This window comes from Crossiella sp. CA-258035 (assembly GCF_030064675.1).
In the GTDB taxonomy this organism is placed as follows: Bacteria; Actinomycetota; Actinomycetes; order Mycobacteriales; family Pseudonocardiaceae; genus Crossiella.
The window spans coordinates 1211231-1235209 of sequence record NZ_CP116413.1 but is presented as its reverse complement, the minus strand read 5'-3'; the positions used below and the strand labels follow the sequence as shown (position 1 = coordinate 1235209).

Here is a 23979-nt window from a genome sequence, read left to right as displayed (position 1 = left end):
TCGGCCAGAATCGGACAGGTTCCTCCCTCTTCTCTTCACACGCCTCTCACCTGCACGTACGTTCTGACGCGCCGCCAAGCACCGTTTGTCAACGTTGTCTGCGCACGTCTTGCGAATGGGGTCGGACAGGTGAGAAGGACACGGGCTCTGGCCGGTGCGGTGACCGCCGTGCTGGTGCTGGGAACGGTCGGCGGGACGGCCTCGGCCGATCCGCTCGACGCGAGCGGGTTCCGGTTGGCGGGCGATCCGGCGGCCTACGTCGATCCGTTGATCGGGACCAAGAACCTGGGCAACGTCTTCCCCGGTGCGGTGCTGCCCTTCGGCATGCTGTCCTGGAGCCCGGAGAACACCAAGGGCAACGCCACCCGCACCGCCGCGCCCGGCGGCTACCACTACGACGCGACCAAGATCCGCGGGTTCAGCCTGACGCACATGTCCGGCACCGGGTGTGCCGGTGGGTCGGGGGACATCCCGTTCTTCCCGCACGTGGGTCAGGTGAGCAGCTCGCCCGCGCTGGACGGCAAGGACGAGGTGTACGCGAGCACCTTCAGCCACGCCAACGAGTCCGCCAAGGCCGGGCGCTACTCGGTGACCCTGGACTCCGGGGCCAGGGCCGACCTGTCCGCGACCCTGCGCAGTGGCGCGGGGCGGTTCACCTTCCCGGCGGGCAAGCCCGCCGCGCTGCTGGTGCGCACCGCCAACTCCCAGGTCGGGTCCTCGGACGCGAGTGTGTCGGTGGACCCAGCTGCCCGGACCGTCACCGGGTCGGTGACCAGCGGGAACTTCTGCGGCTACCTGGACAAGGAGGGCCGCCGCTCCTACTACAGGCTGCACTTCGTCGCCGAGTTCGACCAGCCGTTCAGCTCGGTGGGCACCTGGCAGGACGACAAGCTGAACCCCGGCGCGACCACCGCCACCGGCGGCACCACCTACGGCACCAACGGCTGGCCGGTGGTGGGCAAGGGATCCGGCGCCTACCTCGGCTTCGACACCGCCAAGAGCACCAGCACCAACGTCCGGGTCGGCATCTCCTACGTCAGCCTGGACAACGCCAAGGCCAACCTGCGCGCGGAGAACCCGCGTCGGGCCGCGGTGGAGGAGGTCGCGGCGGCCGCCCGGGAAGCCTGGACCCGGCAGCTGCGCAAGATCCAGGTCGGTGGCGGCAGCGAGGCGGACCGGCGGAAGTTCTACACCGCGCTCTACCACTCCCTGTTGCACCCCAACGTCTTCAGCGACGTCAACGGCGAGTACGCGGGCATGGACGGCAAGGTGCACCGGCCGGTGCCCGGTCAGCACGCGCAGTACGGCACCTTCTCCGGCTGGGACGTCTACCGCTCCCAGGTCCAGCTGCTCACCCTGCTGGAACCCAAGATCGGCTCCGACATCGCGCAGTCGCTGCTCAACCAGGCCCAGCGCAACGGCGGGGTCTGGGACCGCTGGACGCACAACAACGGTGGCACGCACGTGATGAACGGCGACCCGGCCGCGCCCGCCATCGCGGGCATCCACGCCTTCGGCGGCACCGACTTCGACGCGCGGACCTCGTTGCGGTCACTGGTCAAGGCGGCCACCGTGCCCACCGCGCTGGACCTCAAGCGGGACGGCTGGAACGTGATGTCGGTCGGTCAGCGGCCCTCGCTGGACAAGTACCTCAAGCACAACTACATGCCCTCGGTGTCCAACGCCTGGGGCGGCGCGGCCGAGACGCTGGAGATCTCCACCACCGACTTCGCGCTGGCCCAGCTCGCGGATCGCTTGGGCGACAAGGCAACCGCGAAGACCTTCACCGAACGCGCGCAGTGGTGGCAGAACAACTTCGACCCGGCTGCGCACGCCACCGGCGGCTACATCCGCAACCGGCACGCCGACGGCGGCTGGACGCCGAACTTCACCCCCGGCACCGGTGACGGGTTCGTGGAGGGCAGCAGCGCGCAGTACACCTGGATGGTGCAGCACAACGTGGCCGGGCTGACCCAGGCCATGGGCGGCCCTGCCAAGGTGAACCAGCGGCTGGACGAGTTCTTCCACAATGCCGACGGCAGCTGGGCGCTGAGCAAGTCCGGCGACGAGAAGTCCGAAATGGACAACGAGCCCTCGGTCAACGTGCCCTACCTCTACAACTACACCGGCGCGCCGCACAAGGCGCAGCAGACCGTCCGCGAGGTGGTGAACACGCTGTGGACCACCGCCCCCGGCGGCATCCCCGGCAACGACGACCTCGGCGCGATGTCCTCCTGGTACGTCTTCGCCACCCTCGGCATGTACCCGCAGGTGCCCTCGCGCGCCGAGCTGGTGCTGTCCAGCCCGCTGTTCCCGATCGCCCGGATCAACCGGGACCGCGGCAAGGACATCACCATCGTGGCCAAGGGCGCCGCGCCGGACGCGCCCTACATCCAGCAGCTGCGGGTGAACGGGCAGCGCAGCACCAAGCCGTGGCTGCCCGAGTCCTTCGTGCAGCGCGGCGGTCTCCTCGAGTACACAATGGACACCAAACCGAACACCGCTTGGGGCGCAGCGCCTTCGGACGCGCCGCCGTCCTGGCGCGATGGTGAGCAGCCGTACCAGATCGGCGTCGGCCCGGACCACCTGGCGACCACACCGGGCGGCACGGTCAAGGCCGAGGTGAGCGTCTACCACCTCTCCGGCGCGCAGCCGGAGGTCCGGTACTCCGTCGCGCCGGCGGCCGGACTGAAGATCGAGCCCAGCTCCGGCACGGTGCCGATCAAGGACGGCGTGGGCAAGGCCGGGTTCGCGATCACCGCCGAGTCCGCCGGTCAGGGCTACCACCCGGTCACCGCCACGGTCACGGTCAGCGGCGGCAAGACCATCACCCGCCGGCTCACCGTGAAGGTGGCCGCGCCGGGCACCTGGTTCGCCGCGCTGGACAACACCGGGGTCTCCGACGACCCGGGCACGCACGAGGAGGCCAACTTCGACGGCGGCGGCTACAGCTACTCCAAGCAGGCGCTGGCCGCCGCGGGCCTGGTGGCCGGTCAGCCCGGCACCGTGCACGGGCTGGGCTTCCGCTGGCCGGACGAGCCGTTCGGCCGCCCGGACAACATCGCGGCCAACGGCCAGACCGTCAACCTGGCCACCCCGGTCAGCCGACTGTCCTTTGTGGGCAGTGCGATCAACGGCAGCCGCACCGCGCCGGGCACGGTCACCTACACCGACGGTAGCACCGGGACCTACGACCTGGGCTTCAGCGACTGGACCCTGGGCGGCGGTGGCGGCAGCCTGATGTACGAGAACGTGATCGTGGCCAAGACCCCGTACCGCAACGGGATCGGCGGCAAGCAGGAGGTGCCCACGCACATCCTGGCCACCAAGCCCTTCGCCGCGCCGGAAGGCAAGCAGATCGCCAGCATCACCTTCCCGCGCAACAGCGGACTGCACGTCTTCGCGCTGGCCGCGGTCTGACGAGAGAGGGGCTTTCCGGTTCGTCCGGAAAGCCCCTTCTTTCCGCCCGCAAATTGTTAAGAAACCTACCTAACCCTGGTTGTCCGCCGGGTCCGGGCGCGGGACGCTCATCAGCACCGCCGCCGACGCCACCGGACCCCCGCGGAGTAGCCATGCGCAGTCGCCTGTTGTCGGTGTCCACCCTCGGCCTGATGTTGTTGAGCCTGCTCGGAATCGGCGCGGCGCAAGCCGAACCGGCCACCCGGGCCGCACCCGCCGCCGCGCAGAAGGTCTTCTTCACCTTCTACGGCTGGTGGGACAACACCCCGCCCGGCGGGGCCATCGCCTATCCGCAGATCCACAAGACCGCGGGCGGCAAGGGCACCTACGCCGACCCGATCACCCTGGCCACCTCGAAGAAGGAGCTCAAGCCCGGCACCAAGGTCTGGGTGCCCAGGGTGAAGAAGTACTTCGTCATGGAGGACGACTGCTCGGCCTGCAACCAGGAATGGGATGGCCAGGGCCCCAACGGCGGCCCGAGGCTGTGGCACTTCGACCTGTGGATCGGCGGCAAGGGCGGCAACGCGATGAACGCCATCGACTGCGAGGACGCGCTGACCAACTACCACCCGGACGGCAAGCCGGTGATGGAGGACTCGATCATCAACCCGCCGTCGGACCTGCAGGTCGACCCGACGCCGATCTTCAACACCAGCACCGGCGAGTGCTACGGCGGCGCCAAGCCGAAGACCACCGTCGGCGAGTACAAGAACACCGCGACCGGCCAGTGCCTGGAGAACCCCGGCGACAGCACCAAGCCGGGCACCGCGCTGAAGGTGGCCGCCTGCAACGGTTCCACCGCGCAGCGCTTCAGCTTCCACGGCGCGTTCATGGAGCACAACAAGCTCTGCACCGCGGACTCCAGCGGCAAGGTGGTGCTGAACAAGTGCGACGGCGGGCCGAGGCAGCAGTGGTCGGTCAACCCGAACGGCACCATCTCGGACATGCAGTCCAACACCAAGTGCTACCGGGCTTCCGGCGGCAACGTGCTGGCGGGCAAGTGCTCCGGCAACGAGAGCAAGTGGGCCTTCAAGTCCGCGGTGTGAGCCCGGCTGTGCCAGGGTGGGGACATGGACAAGGTCATGACGGCCGCGGTCCTCACCCGGCACGGCGGCCCGGAAGCCCTCGAGCTGCGCCGCGACCACCCGGTGCCGACGCCTGGCCTCGGCGAGGTGCTGGTGCGGGTCACCGCCGCGGCGCTGAACAACACCGACGTCTGGACCAGGGAGGGCGCCTACGGGCGGCCGGGTGATCCGGACGCGCGCAGCGGCTGGCGCGGCCCGATCGACTTCCCCAGGGTGCAGGGCGGCGACATCGCCGGCGTCATCGAGGCCACCGGCCCGGACGTGCCCGCTGGGCGCGGTGGGCAGCGGGTGCTGGTGGACTCCGCGCTGTACCGGGACGAGGGCGAGCACGCCCCACCGGTCGGCCTGCTCGGCAGCGAGGCCGACGGCGGTTTCGCCGACTACGTGCTGGTACGCGCCGAACGGGCGCACGAGGTCGACGACTCCCCGCTCACCGACGCCCAGTTGGCCTGCCTGCCGGTGGCCTACGGCACCGCGATGGGCATGCTGGAACGCGGCGGCATCGGCGCGGGCGAGACCGTGCTGGTCACCGGAGCCTCCGGCGGCGTGGGCGCGGCCCTGGTGCAGCTGCTGGCCGCGCGCGGCGCGCACCCGATCGCGATGACCACCGCTGCCAAGGAAACCGACGTCCGCGCCCTCGGCGCCACCGGCGTGGTCACCAGGGACGCGGGCGACCTGGCCGAACAGATCCGCGTACAGGCCCCGGACGGTCTGGACGCGGTGGCCGACATCGCGGGCGGCGCCGCGGTCAACGACCTGCTGCCCCTGCTCCGCGACGACGGCCGCTGGGTGATCGCGGGCGCGGTCGCCGGCCCCACCATCCACTTCGACCTGCGACGGCTGTACCTGCACAACATCGGGCTGATCGGCTCGTCCATGCACACCCGCCCGCACTTCGCCAAGCTGGTCGCCGCCGCCAGGGCGGGCGCCGTGCGACCACCGGTCGCGGCCACCTTTCCGCTGGCGGAAGTGCATGCCGCGCAACGGCAGTTCCTGCAACGACGGCACGTCGGCAAGATCGTGTTGCTACCCGGTTAGCCCGGTCCGGGCGAGGATGCGGAGATCACTGCCCCAAGGGGCGTTCCGCCCGGATGGCCGGACGCTCCCCCGTATCGTCTGCCAGGGATACCGGGACACAGGCTCTGACCAGGGGGAATGACATGGGCGGCGGCACCGGTTTCGCCGCTGGGTTGCGGCGGTTGCGGCGGGAGCGGGGGTTGTCGCTGGCCGCGTTGTCCGCGCGCACGCACTACAGCAAGGGCTACCTCAGCAACCTGGAGCACGAGCGCAAACCGCCGACGCCGGACCTGGCGCGGCGGCTGGACGAGGTGCTCGACGGGCGGGGTGTGCTCATCGAGCTGGCGGCCGCGGCGGCCGAGCCGGTGTGCCCGTACCGGGGGCTGGCCGCGTTCGAGGCGGCGGACCGGCGGTGGTTCTTCGGGCGGGAGCGGCTCACCGCAGAGCTGGTGGCGGCCTTCGGGGCGGCGCGCGGGCGGGGCAGGCCGCTTGTGGTGTTCGGGGCCTCGGGGGCGGGGAAGTCCTCGCTGCTGCGGGCTGGGCTGGCGCCCCGGCTGGGCGCGGTGGAGGTGGTCACGCCGGGCGGTGGGCTGCCGGAGCCGGGGTCGGCGCTGGTGGTGGACCAGTTCGAGGAGGTCTTCACCCTCTGTGAGTCGGCGGCGGAGCGGTCGGAGTTCATCGCGGAGGTGTGTCGCCGGGGCGCTGACGGGGTGGTGCTGGCGGTGCGGGCCGACTTCTTCCCGCAGTGCCTCGCCCAGCCGGAGCTGCTGGAAGTGGTGCGGCACAACCAGTTCGCGGTCGGCGCGATGTCCAGGGCCGAGCTCACCGAGGCGATCACCGGTCCGGCCGCCGCGGCCAAGCTGACCGTGGAACCGGGGCTGGTCGAGCTGCTGCTCAGCGATCTCGGCGCGGGCGACCGCGGCTACGAACCCGGCTCGCTGCCGCTGCTGTCCTACGCGCTGCTGGGCACCTGGGAGCACCGCGAGCAGGACCGGCTCACCGTGGCCGGGTACCGGGCCACCGGCGGGATCCGCGGCGCGGTGGCGGCCGCGGCCGAGCAGGTCTACACCCAGCTGGACGAGGACGCCCGGCAGGCGGCGCGGCGGTTGCTGCTGCGGCTGGTGCGGGTGGGCGCCGACGGCGAGGACACCCGGCGGCGGGTGCCACTGGCCCAGCTCAGCGCGGGTGACCGGCAGGACCCGACGCTGGTCGCGATGGAGGCATTCGCCGCGGCCCGGCTGCTGGTGCTCGACCGGGACGCGGTCCAGATCACGCACGAGGCGCTGGTCAGGGCCTGGCCGCGGCTGCGGGAGTGGATCGACACCGACCGGGTCGCGCTGCGCGCCCGGCAGCACATCAGCGAGGCCGCCGATCTCTGGGTGAGCACCGGCCGGGTGCCCGCGCTGACCTACCGGGGCGTCGCGCTGGCCACCGCGACCGCGTGGGAGGCCGCCCACCCGGCCGAGGTCACGCCGCTGGAGCGGGAGTTCCTGCGGGCCGGGCGGCACGAGGAGCAGCGCGGGGTGCGGCGGTTGCGCTCGCTGGTCGCCGCGCTCACCGTGTTCGTGCTGATCGCGGCGCTGACCGGCGGGATCGCCTTGGTGCAGCGGCAGGAGGCGCTCACCTCGCGGGACGAGGCCACCTCGCGCCAGGTCGGTGAGCAGGCCGCCGGTCTGCTCGGCAGCGACCCCTCATTGGCCGGGCAGCTCGGGCTGGCCGCCTACCAGCTCGCGGGCACCCCGGCGGCGCGCGGCGCGGTGCTCTCCGCCTTCGCCACTGCCTACCCGACCCGGCTGCACGGCGGCGGCGAGCAGGTGGACGTGGTCGCGCTCCGGCCGGACGGCGGGCTGCTGGCCACCGGCAGCCAGGACGGGGTGGTGCAGCTGTGGGACGCCACCGACGGGCGGCGCGGCGAGCCGCTGCGCACGCTGCCCAACACCGGGCGGGTCACCGGCCTGGAGTTCAGCCCGGACGGGCGCTGGCTCGCGCTCTCCAGCGCGGGCGGGGTGGCGCTGTGGGAGGTCGGGGCGCCGGTGCGGGCCAGGCAGCTGGCCGCGCTGCTGCCGCGGACCAAGGTGAACCAGCTGGAGTTCAGCCCGGACGGCACACTGCTGGCCACCGCGGGCTCGGCGGACGCGGTGACCCGGCTCTGGTCCCTGCGCGATCCCGCTGCGCCGCAACAGGTCTCGGTGCTTCCCGGGCACACCGGCGAGGTGTTCGGACTGGCCTTCAGCCCGGACGGCCCGACCCTGGCCACCGCGGGGCAGGACGGCGTGGTGCTCGGCTGGCGACTGGCCGACCCGGCCAACCCCGGTGCGCCGCACCACATCCTGACCGCGCGCGGGCCGGTCAGCGCGATCACCTACAGCCAGGACGGCCGCCGCCTGGTGGTCGCCGACGAGACGCACGCGCTGTGGCTGGCCGAGCGTGGCGCGGTGCGCACCATGCCCGCGCCGGACGTGCTGGTGCGCGGCCTGGCCTTCGGCCCGGACGCCGACCGGGTGGTGCTGGGCGCGAATGACGGGCTGCTGCGGGTGCTGGACCTGGTCTCCGGCCGGGAGATCCAGCGGCTGCGGCAGCCGAACCGGGTGCGCGCCATCGCCTTCGACCGGGCCGGGCGACTGCTCGCCTCCGCCAGCAGCGGCGGCCGCTCCTACCTGTGGCACGACCCGCTGGCCAACCCGGCGGGCGGGCCCAACGAGATCGACGGGGTGTTCGCGCACCAGGAGAGCAGCCTGCTGGCCACCACCGCGGTGCGCGCGCCGGAGGTCCGGCTGTGGCGCACCGACTGGTCCGGACTGCTCCCGCTGGGCACGCTGACCGGGCACACCGACGCGGTGCAGCACACCGCGTTCAGCGCCGACGGCCGCCGCCTGGCCACCGCGGCCAGGGACCGGACCGTCCGGCTGTGGGACCTGGCAGATCCGGACCACCCGGCACATCTGTCCACTATGGACGGTTATCGCGAGACCGTGGGCCGGGTCGCGCTCAGCCCGGACGGCAACCTGCTGGCCAGTGGCGACGACGCCGGGGACCTGGTGCTGTGGAACATCTCCGACCCGCGCGCGCCGAAGCGGCTGGCCATCCTGGCCGATGACTTCCGCACCGTGAACGCGGTGGCCTTCAGCCCGGACAGCCGCCGCCTGGCCTCCGGCAACACCGACCGCTCGATCCGGCTGTGGGACCTGGGCGAGCCGGGAAACCCGCGCCAGCAAGCCAAGATCACCGGTTTCCGGGAGGCGGTCACCGGGGTGTCGTTCAGCCCGGACGGGCAGCTACTGGCCGGCGCGAGCCTGGACCAGAGCGCCCGACTGTGGCGGGTCGGCGAGCCGGCGCGGCCGGTGCCGCTGGCCGTGATCAGCGGTCACCGCGGCCCGGTGCACACCGCCACGTTCAGCCCGGACGGCCGCACCCTGGTGACCACCGGCGGCGAGGGCACCGCCCGGCTGTGGGACCTGGCCGACCCGGCGAACCCCCAACTGCACGCCCCACTGACCAGCCCGGACGCCCCGGTCACCGCGGTCTTCCACACCGGCGGCAGGCGGATCGCGCTGGCCACGGGCGGGCACACCCTGCGGTTCTGGGACACCGATCCGGACGCCGCGGTGAACCGGCTGTGCGCGCTGACCGGGACGCCGATCACCGCGGAGGAGTGGTCGGCGCGGTTCCCGGACTACCCGTACCGCCCGCCGTGCCGGTGAGCAGCGGCAGCCGCACGCTGAACCGGGAGCCACTCCCGCCCGCCGCGCCGACCGCGCCCCCAGCGCCCTCGACCGCCGGACTCTCCGCGGCGATCGCGCCCCCGTGCGCGGTCACGATCTCCCGCGCGATGGACAACCCCAGCCCGCTCCCCCCGGTGGCCCGCGTGCGCGCGTCGTCGGCCCGCCAGAACCGGTCGAACACGTGCGGCAGGTCCGCCGCCCGGATGCCGCGCCCGGTGTCGGTCACGGTGAGCACCGCCATCCCGCCCTCGGCCCGCGCGGCCAGCTCGACCACACCACCGGCCGGGGTGGCCCTGATCGCGTTGCTCACCAGGTTGCCCAGCACCTGCCGCAGCCGGTTCGGATCCCCGGTCACCACCGGCGCTGGATCGTCCACAGTGGACACCAAGTCGACCCCGGCCGCGGTGGCCACCGCCTGGAAGCCGGTGCGGGTGGCCGCCACCACCTCGCCGAGGTCCACCGGTTCGTGCTGGTAGGACAGCGATCCGGCGTCGGCGAGGGCGAGCAGCTGGATGTCCTCGATCAGCCGCTGCTGCAACAGGGCTTCCTCGTGCAGCGAGTCGAACAGGTCCGGATCCGGCGGCAGCACGCCGTCCTTGAGCGCCTCCAGGTAGCCGCGGATGTTGGCCAGCGGGGTGCGCAGCTCGTGCGCGATGTCGGCGATCATCCGCCGCTGCCGTTCCTCGCTGCGCTGCAAGGAGTCCGCCATCCGGTTGAACGCCCCGGCCAGGTCGGCGATCTCGTCGTGGCCGCGCACCGGCACCCGCTCGGCCAGGTCACCGGCGCCGAGCCGGGTGGAGGCGGTCATCAGCGCGCCCACCGGCCGCAGCACCCGGCGGCTGACCAGCCACATGCCCAGGATCGCCACCAGCGCCACCCCGGCCGCGGCCAGCAGCGCGGGCAGCAGCGGCACGGTCCGCGCGGACAGCGGCTCGCCCGCGCCCATGGACAGCAGCAGCGGCGCGGGCATGATCTCCTGGACCTTGCTCCGGAACCTGCTGAGCACGCACTGCTCGGTGCTGCCACCCGGATTGACCTTGCACGCCTCGTAGGCCGCGCCCTCCGCCCTGACCATCTCCGCGGCGCGGAACTTGCCCGCGCACTCCGCCAGCGCCTGCTTGCGGCCCTGATCCGGATCGGGCCCGATCAGGTCCACCACCGGGATCCCGTCCGGCTTCGCCTGCTGCTCCACCGCGAAGCCCTTGTCGATCAGGCAGCTCGCGAGCTCGACGTCCTTGCGGTAGTTGAGCAAGCGGGACAGCCAGGTCTGCGTCGGGGCGGTGGTGTAGCCCTGTGCCGAGGTCGTCCCGGTGGTGAACGGGATGGACTGGGTGCTGGCCGGGGGCACGGTCCTGAAGGTCGTGAGGGTGGGCAGCGAGATCGAGCCGGAGAAGGCCTCCGGCGGCGGGACCGGAGTGGGCACCGGGTCGATCAGCAACGGCGTCCGGTTGCCCAGCGGCCGCGCGGGGCCGCCGTCCAGGGTGTCGCTGTCCACCACCACCTGACCGGCCATGGTGGTCAGCCGGATCCGTTGCCCGGTGCGGTCCCTGAGCGCGCGCACGGTGCCCGCGACGCCGTCCCACTTGCCGCGCACCGCGCCGTAGCCGACCAGCTCGTCCACAATGGACTTGGACACCGCCTGCTCGGCGGCCGCCTCGGAGGACACCTGCTGGCTGGCCTGGTACACGGTCAGCCAGGCGGTCAGCCCCGCGGACAGCACCGCGACCACCGCGGTGAGCATCAGCAGCCGGAACCGCAGGCTGCCGTGCCAGCGCGGACTCATCCGGCGTCCTCGGCCAGCTTGTACCCGCGCCCGCTCACCGTGAGCAGGTAGCGCGGCCGGGCCGGATCGTCCTCCACCTTGCGGCGCAGGTTCTTCACGTGCGCGTCCACCGTGCGCTCCAGCACGTGGTTGTCAAAACCGAAGGCGCGCTCCAGGATCTGGGCGCGGGTCAGCGGCACCCCCGGCTGCTGGGCCAGCGCGTGCAGGATGTCGAACTCCTTGGCGGTCAGTTCCACCAGCTCGCCGCGCAGCCGCACGGTGTACCGGGTCGGGTCGATCTCCAGCTCCCCCACCGTGATCAGCTCCGGCGCGGTCCGGTCGGCGGCGCGGCGCAGCAGCGCGCGCACCCTCGCGGTCAGCTCGGCCGGGCTGAACGGCTTGACCATGTAGTCGTCCGCGCCCAGGTCCAGCCCCAGCAGCAGGTCCGACTCGGTGGAGCGGGCGGTGAGCATCAGGATCGGCACCTTGGACTCCGCGCGCAGGATGCGGCACACGTCCAGGCCGTCCACCTCGGGCATCATCACGTCCAGCACGATCAGGTCCGGCCGCCTGGAGCGGGCCAGTTCCAGCGCGGTCCGCCCGTCCGCGCAGGCGAGCACGCTGTGCCCGGCGCGTTCCAGGTAGACGCGGATCAGGTGCGCCTGCTTCTGGTCGTCCTCGGCGAGGAGGATGCGCGCGCTCACCGGCCCAGTGTCGCAGCCGCCCCGCCCGGCGCCGTGAAGAAATGGTGAAGGGCGGCCGCGGTTGCCGTGAAATCACCCGCCCGCGTCTGATCGCACCGCCCCCGCACGGCTTCTTCGTCAGTTCTTCATCACGCCGTTCCTAGCTTCGCGGTCATGAGTCGCAAGTGGACAGCCGCCCTGTTCGTCCTGCTCACCGTGGCCGTCGCCGGCTGCCAGCGAGCGCCGGAACCAGGCGTGGCCGGGTTCGGCGCCCAGCCGCACGTGGTCAGCCCCGAGGTCAGGGTGGACACCCCTGGCGAGTACTCCTGGTCGCTGCGGGAGACCAAGACCGGTGCGGTGCGCGGCTCGGCCAACCAGGACCGCTTCGCCAACACGGTGGAGTCGATGATCAAGGCCTGGATCGCCTTCGACTTCCTCAACGGCCTCGGCCAGGCCAAGCCCAGCCCGGCCGACCTGACCAGCCTGCACCGCATGATCCACGTCTCCGACGACCAGGCCGCGCAACGGCTCTACCGCCAGCGCGGCTCGGACCAGGTGATCCAGCGGCTGATCCGCACCTGCGGCCTGACCGGCACCACGATCAAGACCGGCTGGTGGTCCAAGACCAGGATGACCGCCGATGACGCGACCAGGATGGGCCAGTGCCTCTTCGACGGCCGCCAGCTCAGTCCACAGTGGACGAAGTGGCTGCGCGAGGAGATGCGCACCGTGGACCGCAGCAACGCCTTCGGCATCGCCGAGGCCCGCGGCCTGGCCGGCAAGCCGCTCGCGATCAAGAACGGCTGGACCGAGCACGGGGCCACGAACAACTGGGCGGTGAACTGCCTCGCGGTGTGGGAGGACAAGGTGCTCGCCGTGCTGGTCAGCTACCCGGCCAAGCTCGGCCAGGCGCACGGCGCCTCGGTCTGCCGCCAGGTAGCCGAGCAGCTGTTCCCGGTCTAGGCGTCGAACAGCGCGCTGACCGACTCGCCGTTGTGGATGCGCCGCATCGCCTCGGCCAGCGCGGGCGCGATGGAGAGGACCTTCAGCTTGGGCACCCGCTCACCGGCCGGAATCGGCACCGTGTTGGTGCACACGATCTCCAGCACGTCCGGCTGGTCGCCGATCCGCTTGAGCGCGCCCGAGGAGAACAGCCCGTGCGTGCAGGCCACCCTGATGGTGCGCGCGCCCAGCTCGCGCAGCCGGTCCAGCAGCTCCAGTACGGTACTGCCCTTGGCGATCTCGTCGTCCAGCACGATGATGTCCCGCCCGGCCACCTCGCCGATCACCGAGCTGATGGTCACCTTGTCGTCGGCGAAGCGCTGCTTGGCCCCCGCGGCCACCGGCACACCGAGCAGCCGGGCGAAGTGCGAGGCTTCCTTGGCGTTGCCCAGGTCCGGCGAGACCACGGTGGTGTTGCCCAGGTCGTGCTGCCGGAAGTGCCCGGCCAGCTCGCGCAGCGCGTGCAGGTGGTCCACCGGCACGCTGAAGAACCCGTGCACCTGCGGCGAGTGCAGCGTCATCGCCAGCACCCGGTTGGCCCCCGCGGCCACCAGCAGGTCGGCCACCAGCCGCCCGCCGATGGAGATCCGCGGCGCGTCCTTCTTGTCCGAGCGCGCGTAGGCGTAGTGCGGCATCACCACGGTGGTGCGCGCCGCCGAGGCCCCGCGCGCCGCGTCCAGCATCAGCAGCAGCTCGACCAGGTTCTCCTGCACCGGCGTCACCAGTGGCTGGATCAGGAACACGTCCCGCTGCCGGCAGTTGGCCTGCAACTGCACCTCGATGCAGTCGTTGGCGAAGCGCTGGGTCCGCACCGGCCGCAGCGGCACTTCCAGCTGGGCGCAGATCTCCGCGGCCAGCTCGGGGTGCGCACTGCCACTGAAGACCGCGATGTCCCGCACGAACCTGCTCCCTCAGACGACAACTCGTGACGCCCCGCATGCTAGTGCGCGATCGGGCAAAACCCCTGGTGAAGGTGGCCGGGGACACGCTCACGACCGGGTAGCCGACCGGCCCGTGGCGACCCGCCGGGCGGAGCGGGGCGACACGGGCCGGTTCAGGCAGTCACTGGCAGCGCTGGGCAGTCACTGACAGCGCTGCGCGGGGAAGTTCGCGGCCACCGGGAACTTGCGCAGTCCCCGGATGGAGTTGGTCTCCCGCCGTTCCAGCGGACCGGCCTGCCGCAGCAACGGCATCCGCTCGGCCAGGGTGCGGAAGACCAGCTCGCCCTCGATCCGGGCCAGCCGCGCGCCGAGGCAGTAGTGGATGCCGCTGGAGAAGGCCAGGTGCTCCGGTCCGGTGCCGCGGGTGATGTCGAACTTGGCCGGCTCCTCGTAGACCTCGGGGTCGCGGTTGCCCGCGGCCAGCAGCACGCCGACGAGCTGACCGGCCTTGATGGTCTCGCCCGCGAGCTCGACGTCGGTGTGCGCGACCCGCATGGAGGCCTGCACCGGCGGGTCGTAGCGCAGCACCTCCTCCACCGTGGAGGCGGCCAGCTCCGGCTTGGCGCGCAGCTGAGCCCACTGCTCGGGGTGCGCCAGCAGCGCGCGCACGCCGTTGCCGATCAGGTTCACCGTGGTCTCGAACCCGGCCACCAGCAGCAGCAGCGCGCAGCCGTGCAGCTCGTGCGCGGTCATCTTCTCCTCACCGACCGCGCCCGCGAGGCTGCTGATCACGTCGTCGCCGGGTTCCTTTGCACGCTCATGCAACAGTCGGTCGAACAGCGATACCAGGTCCGCGCCGACCTCGATCAGATCCTTGGCCTGGCGGATGGAGTGCACGCCGCTGAGGCCCTCGCCGATCATCGCGCCGTACTCGGCGAAGGCGGCCCGGTCCGGCTCCGGGATGCCCAGCAGGTCGCTGATCACCGTGATCGGCAGTGGCGCGGCCAGGTCGCGGACCAGGTCGAAGCTCTCCTGCTGCTCCACCTCGTCCAGCAGCGAGTCCACGATCTGCTGCACCCTCGGCCGGTAGCCGTCGACCCGGCGCGGGTTGAACGCGGGCGCGGCCAGCCTGCGCAGCCGGGTGTGGTCCGGCGGGTCCATGTCCAGGAAGCTTTCCGGGTAGTTCTGCGACACCACGGCCATCGCACCGCCCAGCGGCGCGGTGCCGTCGGCGTTCTTCATGCCGAAGCGGCGGTCCCGCAGCACCTGGTTGCACAGGGCGAAGGAGGTGGTGGCCCAGGTGCCGCTGAGCCCGCGGTAGAGCGGGCCCTTCTCCCGCATCCGTTCGTAGAGCGGATACGGGTCGTCCCGCCATTTCGGGTGCTCCACCTGCACGAGCAGATCGCCGAGTCCGCCGAGCAGCCAGTTCGCGGCCTTGGCAGCCTGGATCTGCGAGCCGAGCCGAAGGGAGGCGGCGGGGCCCAGGTTGTTCATCGGTGTCCTCTCATCGAGTGTTCGCCTTCTCCGGCGCCGGAGCGAACGGCGCCTGCGAAGGTTCGATCCGGCGCAGCCCCGGGGTGAGGGCGGCGTAGGCGGTGGCCAGCAGGCAGCCGGCGCCGATGATGACGAAAGCCGTTGCGGGACCGGAGAATTCGACGATGGGACCGGCGACCACCGCGCCCAGCGGGCTGGCCGCCAGGGACAGCGAGGCGACCGTGCCGATCACCCGGCCGCGCATGTGCTCCGGCGTGCGCTCCTGCATGACCACCGCGGTGACCGGGTTGATCGGGCCGGAGACCACACCGGTGATCAGCGCCAGGGTGAGCAGCCAGCCGAACTCGGTGCTCAGCGCGAAACCGCAGAAGGCCACCGAGGTCAGCAGCAGCGCGCCCAGCAGCGAGGCGCGGCGGGAGGCCCACCTGGCGATCACGCCGTAGCCGATGGCGCCGATGATGCCGCCGACGGCGAAGAGCGCGAGCACAAAACCGGTCTGCTCGGGCCGCCCGGCCTGGAACATCATCGCGGGCATGATCACCGAGGTGATCGGGGCCAGGAACAGCACGATCAGCATGCCGGTGAGCGCGGTGGCGCGCAGCGCGCCCTCGGTCCAGACGAACTTCAGGCCCTGCCACACCGACTGCCAGTACGGCTCGGCAGGCGGCCGGTCCGCGCCCCTGACCTCGGTGGAGGGCACCACGGCGAAGGTGAGCAGCGAGGCCAGGAAGAACATGATCACGGTGGCCCACAAGGTGTTCATCGGCCCGATCACCGCGATCAGCACACCGGCGAGTCCTGGACCGGCCACGCCGCCGATCCCGTCCACCGCCTCACCCCAGGAGTTGATCTTCTCGAGGGGTAGCTTCGCGCGGGCCGCCACATCCGGCCGCAGCGACTCGCGCGCGGCCATGCCGGGGCCGTCGAAGACCGCGCCGAGCGCGACCAGCGCCAGGATCACCGGGATGCCAAGGCCCACGGTCATGTCCAGCAGCGGCAGCGCGGCCACCGCGGCGGCGCTGAGCAGGTCGGCGGCCACGCTGGAGCGCCGCCGCCCGAACCGGTCCACCAGCGCCCCGCCGAAGAGCGCGGACAGCACCAGCGGAGCGGCGGCCGCGGCCGCGACCACACCCGCGAGCACGGCGCTACCCGTGCGCTGCAACACCAGGATCGGCATCGCGACACCCACGATCGCGTTACCGGTGACGGACAGCGCCGTCGAGCCGAGCAGGCCCCAGACAGGTACCCGGGAGGGGCGCGCGGCCCCCTGGTCCGATTGGACGTCCACGCATCAAACGATACACCGATGTCTCATTTTTGACCGCTGGGTTCCCACCCGGCTCGACCGACCGCACCCGATCGAGCGGACGCGGATAGCCTCAGCCGGGTGGCGAGTGAGAAGCAGCGGAACGCCCTGCCGATCAAGGAAGTCGAGCGCTGGTTCCTGCGCGAGGGCATGCCTTTTGTGGTCCGGAACATGCGCAAGCACCCGGTGCTCGCCCGGTCCCTTCCAGCGCTGATGTTCTTCCTGGGCGGCGTGCTCGGCTACACCGCGGTGACCGTGGCCTGGCGCTGGAGCCCGCCCTACCGCCACCTGCCCAACGCTCAGGCGGACGCGTTGATGGCCGAGTCCGACGCCTACTCGCTCACCGGATTGGGTGTGGCCACTGTCACAGCGGTCGGCTTCGCGCTGCTGTTCCTCTGGCTGCGCACCGGCCGCCGCTACCTGCGCAGCCGCACCGCGGGCATCACCGGCGCCGTGACCACCCTGCTGCTGCCCCCGCTGCTGGAGGTGCTGACCAGCTGGAACCTGGCCGGCGCGCGGGAGGACCTGGTCATCGGCGCCGCGCTGATCCTGGTGGTCTACGCCTTCACCAGGGCGGGCATCGGCTCGCTGGTGCACTGGGCCTGCTGGCACCTGGTGCCGCACCTGGGCAACCTGGGCAGGCTGGTCACCAGGGCGGTGCCGCTGCTGCTGCTCCTGGTCACCTTCCTGTTCATCAACACCGAGAACTGGCAGATGTCCGGCAACCTGGACCGGCCCCGGCTGTGGGGCATCGCCTGGTTCTTCATCGTGATCATCGCGCTGTTCCTGTGCGTGCGGCTGCCCGAGGAGCTGAAGAAGCTGCGGGTGGAGATCACCCCGGACTCGGTGCGCGCGGCCTGCGCGGGCACCGAGCTGGGCAGGCTGGCCGAGCAGCTGCCGGATGAGGACCTGAACTTCGACCGGCACCCGATGAAGCTGGGCGAGCGGCTCAACGTGCTGCTCATCGCCTTCGTCAGCCAGGGCCTGCAGATCGCCCTGCTCGGCCTGCTGGTGTTCCTGTTCTTCGTCACCTTCGGCGCGATCGCGATCAAGGACTCGGTGGCCGAGGCCTGGGTGGGCCATCCGCTCACCGAGGGCACCTTCTTCACCATCCCGATCCCGATCGAGGGGGTCAGCAACGAGCTGATCCAGGTCTCCATCGTGATGGCCGCCTTCTCCGCGCTGTACTTCGCGGTCTACGCGGTCAACGACGCCGGCTACCGGGAGCAGTTCTTCGAGGAGATCCTGGAGGAGCTGCAGAAGGTGCTGCTGGCCAGGGAGTGCTACCTCCGGCTGCTGGAGGTCGACGGGCCGCAGTCCCCCGAAGGATGGACCAAGCTCGCCCAGGTCACCCAGCGGAGCTAGCTCTGTTACTCCCCCAGGTAGCCCGCCGGAGTGGACCTGCGCGCGGTCCACTTCCCGGCCACCTCCGGCGCGTACCCTCGCGCAGTGTCGACGACGGAAGAACCGGTCGCGCTCGCCGGGGTTGACCCCGCCCGTGGCCTGACCGCAGAGCAGGTACGGCAGCGCGTCGCGGCCGGCCAGTCCAACGACGTGCCGGCCAGGGCCAGCCGCAGTGTCGGCGAGATCATCCGGGCCAACGTGTTCACCCGGTTCAACGCGATCATCGGGGTGCTCTTCGCGATCATCCTGGTCATCGGGCCGATCCAGGACGGCCTCTTCGGCGTCATCATCGTGATCAACACGCTGATCGGCATCGTGCAGGAGGTGCGCGCCAAGCGCACCCTGGAGCGGCTGGCCATCGTCGGCGAGGCCAAGCCGACGGTGCGCCGCGACGGGCAGGCGGTGGAGGTCTCCCCGCACGAGGTCGTGCTGGACGACGTGATCGAGATCGGGCCCGGCGACAAGATCGTGGTGGACGGCCAGGTGCTCGCCGCCGAGGCCATGGAGGTCGACGAGTCGCTGCTCACCGGCGAGTCCGACCCGGTGGTCAAGCAGCCGGGCGACGAGGTGATGTCGGGCAGCTTCGTGGTCGCCGGCACCGGGGCCTACCAGGCCACCAAGGTCGGGCGGCAGGCGTACGCGGCCCGGCTGGCCGAGGAGGCCAGCAAGTTCACCCTGGTCTCCTCCGAGCTGCGCTCCGGCATCGACAAGATCCTGCGCATCATCACCTGGATGATCGTGCCGATCGGCGCGCTCACCATCTACAGCCAGCTCGCTGACAACAAGGACGTGCCGGACGCGATCCGCCGCATGGTGGCCGCGCTGGTGCCCATGGTGCCCGAGGGCCTGGTGCTGCTGACCAGCATCGCCTTCGCCGTGGGGGTGGTCCGGCTCGGGCGGCGGCAGTGCCTGGTGCAGGAGCTGCCCGCGATCGAGGGCCTGGCCCGGGTGAACGTGGTGTGCGCGGACAAGACCGGCACGCTGACCGAGAACGGCATGCGACTGGCCGAGGTCCGGCCGCTGGACGGCCACGCCACCGCCGAGATCGGCACCGCGCTGGCCGCACTGTCCACAGTGGACCCACGACCGAACGCCAGCCTGCAGGCCATCGCCGAGGCGCACCCCGGCGGCGCGGACTGGACGGTCAGCGCGATCGCGCCGTTCTCCTCGGCCCGCAAGTGGAGCGGGGCCAGCTTCCACGGCGACGGCGACTGGGTGCTCGGCGCGCCGGACGTGTTGCTGGACAACGACTCCCCGGTGCGCGCCGAGGCCGAGCAGACCGGCTCGCAGGGCCTGCGGGTGCTGCTGCTGGGCCGGGCGAGCTGTGCGGTGGACGACGGCGCCGCGCCCGGCGTGGTCACCCCGGTGGCGCTGGTGGTGCTGGAGCAGAAGGTCCGCCCGGACGCCAAGGACACACTGGACTTCTTCGCCGCGCAGGACGTCGCGGTGAAGGTGATCTCCGGCGACAACGCGCTCTCCGTCGGCGCGGTGGCCGCCTCACTGTCCCTGCCCGGCGCGGACCGGCCGGTGGACGCGCGCACCCTGCCGGAGGGCAAGGAGAACCTGGCCGGGCCGGTGAACGACGGCGTGGTCTTCGGCCGGGTCACCCCGGCGCAGAAGCGGGACATGGTCGGCGCGCTCCAGTCCCGCGGGCACACCGTGGCGATGACCGGCGACGGCGTGAACGACGTGCTCGCGCTCAAGGACGCCGACATCGGCGTGGCCATGGGCGCGGGCAGCCCGGCCACCCGGGCGGTGGCGCAGATCGTGTTGCTGGACAACAAGTTCGCCACCCTGCCGTACGTGGTGGCCGAGGGCCGCCGGGTGATCGGCAACATCGAGCGGGTGGCCAACCTGTTCCTCACCAAGACGGTGTACTCGGTGCTGCTGGCGGTGCTGGTGATCATCGCCCAGGTGCCGTACCCGTTCTACCCCAGGCATTCCACCCTGTTGAACGCCTTCACCATCGGCATCCCGGCCTTCTTCCTGGCCTTGGCGCCCAACACCGAACGCGCCCGCAGCGGCTTCGTGGCCAGGGTGATGCGGCTGGCCGTGCCGGCCGGCGCGATCGCCGCGGTGGCCACCTTCACCAGCTACCTGCTCGCGCTCAACGACTCGACCGCGACCCAGGACCAGCAGAGCACGGCCGCGGTGGTGACGCTGTTCCTGGTGGCCTTCTGGGTGCTCGCGGTGATCGCCCGCCCGTACGCCTGGTGGAAGGTCGCGCTGCTGCTGGTGATGGCCGGCGGCTTCGCCTTCGCCACCCTCATCCCGTTCGGCCAGGAGTTCTTCAAGATCGACCCGAACCACTCGCCCACCCTGCTGCTGGCCTTCCTGGTGGCCGGGGTCGGCATGCTGCTGATCGAGCTGAGCTGGTGGCTGGACGGCTGGCTGCGCCAGGAGAAGGAGCGCCTGGCCGAGGCCGCCTGACCTGGCCGAAAGTACAACAAAAAGAAACAGGGTGAACGCACCGAGCCGCCACTCGGTGCGTTCACCCCTACCCTGGATCGGCGGTAGCCATCCAGGGAGCTCATTCTGACTGACTGATCAGACAGTAAGCCTTGGACCTGCGGTTCGTCAAGAAGCGCCCCGGATGAATACGTTGTCATCCGGACGCTACTCCATGTTGACCAACCTGGGCCATGCCGTATTGACAGCTCGGTCCGCCCTCGTTGCACTGTGCGTGCTTGTGTCTGTTTCCGTTGATTTCTGACCGGTTGACCGCCACGCCGACCCGAGGAGACCGGATGACTTCGCTGACCGGACGGCGGTGCGCCGCGCTGGCCACCGCGTTCGCCGTGGCCCTGAGCGGCGGGGTGGCGGCCACCGCGCCGCGGGCCGCCGCCGCCCCCGAACCCCCGGCCACCACCATCGACGACGGGCTCGCGCTGACCCCGCCGATGGGCTTCAACAACTGGAACACCACGCACTGCCGGGCCGAGTTCAACGAGAAGATGATCACCGATATGGCGGACATCTTCGTCGACCGCGGCCTCAGGGCGGCGGGCTATTCCTACGTCAACATCGACGACTGCTGGGCGCTGCCGGAGCGCGCCGCGGACGGCAACCTGGTGCCCGACCCGGTGCGCTTCCCGCGCGGCATCAAGTGGCTGGCCGACTACGTGCACGGCAAGGGCCTGAAGTTCGGCATCTACACCAGCGCGGGCACCAAGACCTGCAACAAGGCCGGCGGCTTCCCCGGCGGCCTCGGCCACGAGCGGCAGGACGCGGCGCTGTTCGCCTCCTGGGGCGTGGACTACCTCAAATATGACAACTGCAACAACCAGGGCGTGGACGCGAAACTGCGCTACACCGCGATGCGGGACGCGCTCAAGGCCACCGGCAGGCCGATCGTGTTCTCCATCTGCGAGTGGGGCCAGAACAAGCCCTGGGAGTGGGCCAAGGACGTCGGCCACCTGTGGCGGACCACCGGCGACATCAACGACACCTGGGCCAAGACCGTGGACCTGTTGAAACGCAACATGGTGCTGGCCGACCACGCCGGGCCGGGGCACTGGAACGACCCGGACATGCTGGAGGTGGGCAACGGCAGGCAGACCACCACCGAGTACCGGTCCCAGTTCGCGCTCTGGTCGATCATGGCCGCCCCGCTGCTGATCGGCGCGGACCTGCGCAAGGTCTCGCCGGAGCACTTCGAGATCCTGACCAACAAGGAGATCATCGCGATCGACCAGGACAAGCTCGGCAGGCAGGGCAAGCCGATCCGGGTGGCGAACGGGCACTACGTCTTCGTCAAGCCGCTGGCCAACGGCGACCGCGCGGTCGCGCTGTTCAACGAGACCGACCAGCCCGCCCGGATCAGCGCCACCGCGGCCGAGGCCGGCCTGCCCACCTCCGCCGGGTACAAGATCCGCGACCTGTGGACCGGGCAGGACGCGCACACCGCCGGCACCATCGCCGCCACGGTCCCGCCGCACGGCACCGCGATCTACCGGGTCTCCGCCGACCGCGGCTGGCCGCTGTACCCGCCCGCGGTGGACAGCCACACCGACCTGGAGCTGCTCTACCCCGGCGCCGCGCCGGTGGTCACCCCGGGCAAGCCGGCCAAGGTGACCGCCTCGGTGCACAACGCGGGCAGGCTGCCCGCCCTGTTCGCCAACACCAAGATCACCGCGCCGGAGGGCTGGACGGTCCGGGCGGAGTCAGGGACGAGCACCCCGGTGCTGCGGCCGGAACAGACCTGGCAGACCCGGTTCGCGATCACCGCACCGGCCGGGACCAAGCCCGGCAGCTACCCGGTGACCAGCACCGTCACCTACCACGGGCACCGGCCGGTGACCCGGACCCAGACCTTCGACCTGCTGGTGCCCGAGCCCGCGCCGAGCGGCACCGTGCAGCTGTCGGAGACCAGGTGGCTGCGCTCGGCCAACGGGTTCGGGCCGGTGGAGGTCAACACCAGCAACGGCGAGAGCAAGGCAGGCGACGGCAGGCCGATCACCATCAACGGGGTGGTCTTCGCCAAGGGTCTCGGCGTGCACGCGCCGAGCACGGTGGAGTACCACCTGGGCGGCCGCTGCTCGACGGTCTCCGCGCAGGTCGGCGTGGACGACGAGAAGAACGCCGGCTCGGTGGTCTTCCAGGTCTACGCGGACGCGGCCAAGGTCGCCGACAGCGGCGTGCTGACCGCGGCAGACCCGGCAGAACCGTTGCAGGCCAACGTCTCCGGCGCCACCCTGCTCCGGCTGGTGGTCACCGACGCCGGTGACGGGCAGAGCAACGACCACGCCGACTGGGCCGATGTCCGGCTGAGCTGCGAGTAAGACAAATCGGACCCCGCTTGCCGACCATCAACCCTTGACGGCCGGTGAGCGGGGTCACTAACATCCGTCCCACTGTTAGGAAACTAACCTAACAATGTTGTGAACCAACCGCCGCCACGCACCGCCGCAAACTCGCACAGCTCGGCGGCCCCACCCTGCCCTGGGGCTCCGGACGAGAGGAGCGCAAACGATGGGACGGCTCAAGGTAGTCAGGCGTGCACTCGGCGTCATCGCCGCCGCCGCACTGGCCACAACCGGTGTGCTTGCCACCAGCGCACAGGGCTCTCCTACCCCCGAACCGGCGGTGGCGAACGCCGCCACCGCACCGCTGGGGCCGGCCGCCCTGCCACCCGGCACCCCCGCGGCGATCAACGGCCAGCTCAAGGTCTGTGGCCTGCAACTGTGCAACAAGAACGGCAAGCCGATCCAGCTGCGCGGCATGAGCACGCACGGCATCCAGTGGTACAGCCAGTGTCTGAAGACCGCTTCGCTGGACGCGCTGGCCAAGGACTGGGGCGGCGACGTGCTGCGCATCGCGATGTACATCCAGGAGGGTGGTTATGAGACCAACCCCCGGAAGTTCACCGACATGGTGCACGGGTACATCGAGGAGGCCACCAAGCGCGGCCTCTACGCGCTGATCGACTGGCACCAGCTCAACCCTGGCGACCCGAACCACAACACCGCGCGGGCCAAGACCTTCTTCAAGGAGATCGCCCAGCGGCACAAGGACAAGACCAACATCATCTACGACATCGCCAACGAGCCCAACGGGGTGTCCTGGGCGAAGATCAAGACCTACGCCGAGGCCGTCATGCCGACCATCCGCGCGGAGGACCCGGACAGCCTGATCCTGGTCGGCACGCACGGCTGGGGCTCGCTCGGGATCTCCGACGGCCGCAACGAGCAGGACATCATCAACAACCAGATCAAGATCCCGAACATCATGTACACGTTCCACTTCTACGCGGCCTCGCACAAGCAGCAGTACCTGGACGCGTTCACCCGCGCGGCCGCCAAGCTGCCGCTGTTCGTGACCGAGTTCGGCACCCAGACCGCCACCGGTGACGGCGGCAACGACTTCACCTGGTCGCAGAAGTACCTCGACTTCATGAAGCAGAAGAAGATCAGCTGGACCAACTGGAACTTCTCCGACGACAACCGCTCCGGCGCGGTCTTCAAGCCGGGCACCTGTGCCGGCAACAACTTCAGCGGCACCGGCGTGCTGAAGCCGGCCGGCGCCTGGATCCGGGAGCGCATGCGCACCCCGGACGAGTTCTGAGGCGAACCTCCACAGGAAAAGCCCGGGGGACCGTCCACACCAGACGGTCCCCCGGGCCCTTTACCGCGTGTTGGCCGATCTCGTACGGTGCGTTGGCCGTT

General features: G+C 71.1%; 14 protein-coding genes. 9 read left to right on the top strand and 5 right to left on the bottom strand.

Annotation, left to right across the window (positions count from 1 at the left end; translation table 11 throughout):
- Window positions 1–129 precede the first annotated feature (129 nt).
- The 4 genes from N8J89_RS05915 (at window position 130) to N8J89_RS05900 (ending at window position 9262) form a co-directional block, all read left to right on the top strand.
- Window positions 130–3420, top strand: a complete 3291-nt coding sequence (locus tag N8J89_RS05915) for a GH92 family glycosyl hydrolase (protein ID WP_283663340.1) — start codon at window positions 130–132, stop codon at window positions 3418–3420.
- Between the two features lie 152 nt (window positions 3421–3572).
- A complete protein-coding gene (locus N8J89_RS05910; protein ID WP_283663339.1) occupies window positions 3573–4505 on the top strand; it encodes a ricin-type beta-trefoil lectin domain protein in 933 nt (310 codons plus the stop codon).
- Between the two features lie 24 nt (window positions 4506–4529).
- On the top strand, window positions 4530–5582 hold the full coding sequence (locus N8J89_RS05905) for a zinc-binding dehydrogenase (protein ID WP_283663338.1): 1053 nt from the start codon (window positions 4530–4532) through the stop codon (window positions 5580–5582).
- Window positions 5583–5704: 122 nt separating this feature from the next.
- On the top strand, window positions 5705–9262 hold the full coding sequence (locus N8J89_RS05900; RefSeq protein WP_283663337.1) for an nSTAND1 domain-containing NTPase: 3558 nt from the start codon (window positions 5705–5707) through the stop codon (window positions 9260–9262).
- On the opposite strand, the gene N8J89_RS05895 is transcribed toward N8J89_RS05900, so the two are convergent.
- Both N8J89_RS05895 and N8J89_RS05890 read right to left on the bottom strand, forming a co-directional pair.
- Window positions 9201–11066, bottom strand: coding sequence for a sensor histidine kinase (locus N8J89_RS05895; protein ID WP_283663336.1), 1866 nt, complete (start codon window positions 11064–11066; stop codon window positions 9201–9203). The two genes, N8J89_RS05900 and N8J89_RS05895, sit on opposite strands and share 62 nt — an antisense overlap.
- Entirely contained in the window at window positions 11063–11749 is a 687-nt protein-coding gene (locus N8J89_RS05890) for a response regulator transcription factor (RefSeq protein ID WP_283663335.1), read from the bottom strand. The genes N8J89_RS05895 and N8J89_RS05890 overlap by 4 nt, the downstream gene beginning before the upstream one ends.
- Before the next feature lie 153 nt (window positions 11750–11902).
- Between N8J89_RS05890 and N8J89_RS05885 the strand changes: the two genes are divergently transcribed.
- Window positions 11903–12691: a serine hydrolase gene (locus tag N8J89_RS05885; protein WP_283663334.1), complete on the top strand. Its 789-nt coding sequence runs from the start codon at window positions 11903–11905 to the stop codon at window positions 12689–12691.
- Here N8J89_RS05885 and N8J89_RS05880 read toward each other — a convergent pair.
- The 3 genes from N8J89_RS05880 to N8J89_RS05870 form a co-directional block, all read right to left on the bottom strand.
- Entirely contained in the window at window positions 12688–13629 is a 942-nt protein-coding gene (locus N8J89_RS05880; RefSeq protein WP_283663333.1) for a ribose-phosphate diphosphokinase, read from the bottom strand. The two genes, N8J89_RS05885 and N8J89_RS05880, sit on opposite strands and share 4 nt — an antisense overlap.
- Before the next feature lie 183 nt (window positions 13630–13812).
- Entirely contained in the window at window positions 13813–15105 is a 1293-nt protein-coding gene (locus N8J89_RS05875) for a cytochrome P450 (RefSeq protein WP_283663332.1), read from the bottom strand.
- 10 nt (window positions 15106–15115) lie between these two features.
- The gene (locus N8J89_RS05870) at window positions 15116–16393 is read right to left on the bottom strand and encodes an MFS transporter (protein WP_283663331.1); all 1278 of its coding nucleotides are present in this window, start codon (window positions 16391–16393) and stop codon (window positions 15116–15118) included.
- Between the two features lie 99 nt (window positions 16394–16492).
- On the opposite strand from N8J89_RS05870, the gene N8J89_RS05865 reads away from it, so the two are divergent.
- The 4 genes from N8J89_RS05865 to N8J89_RS05850 all read left to right on the top strand — a co-directional run bounded on the left by N8J89_RS05865 (window position 16493) and on the right by N8J89_RS05850 (window position 23878).
- Complete coding sequence (locus N8J89_RS05865; RefSeq protein ID WP_283663330.1) at window positions 16493–17776, top strand: hypothetical protein; 1284 nt, start codon at window positions 16493–16495, stop codon at window positions 17774–17776.
- An 84-nt stretch (window positions 17777–17860) separates the two neighbouring features.
- On the top strand, window positions 17861–20245 hold the full coding sequence (locus N8J89_RS05860) for a cation-translocating P-type ATPase (RefSeq protein ID WP_283663329.1): 2385 nt from the start codon (window positions 17861–17863) through the stop codon (window positions 20243–20245).
- A 317-nt stretch (window positions 20246–20562) separates the two neighbouring features.
- The gene (locus N8J89_RS05855) at window positions 20563–22596 is read left to right on the top strand and encodes an NPCBM/NEW2 domain-containing protein (RefSeq protein ID WP_283663328.1); all 2034 of its coding nucleotides are present in this window, start codon (window positions 20563–20565) and stop codon (window positions 22594–22596) included.
- A 190-nt stretch (window positions 22597–22786) separates the two neighbouring features.
- Window positions 22787–23878 carry a glycoside hydrolase family 5 protein gene (locus N8J89_RS05850; RefSeq protein WP_283663327.1) on the top strand — a complete coding sequence of 364 codons (1092 nt, stop codon included), beginning with the start codon at window positions 22787–22789 and terminating at the stop codon, window positions 23876–23878.
- The last annotated feature ends 101 nt before the right edge of the window (window positions 23879–23979 follow it).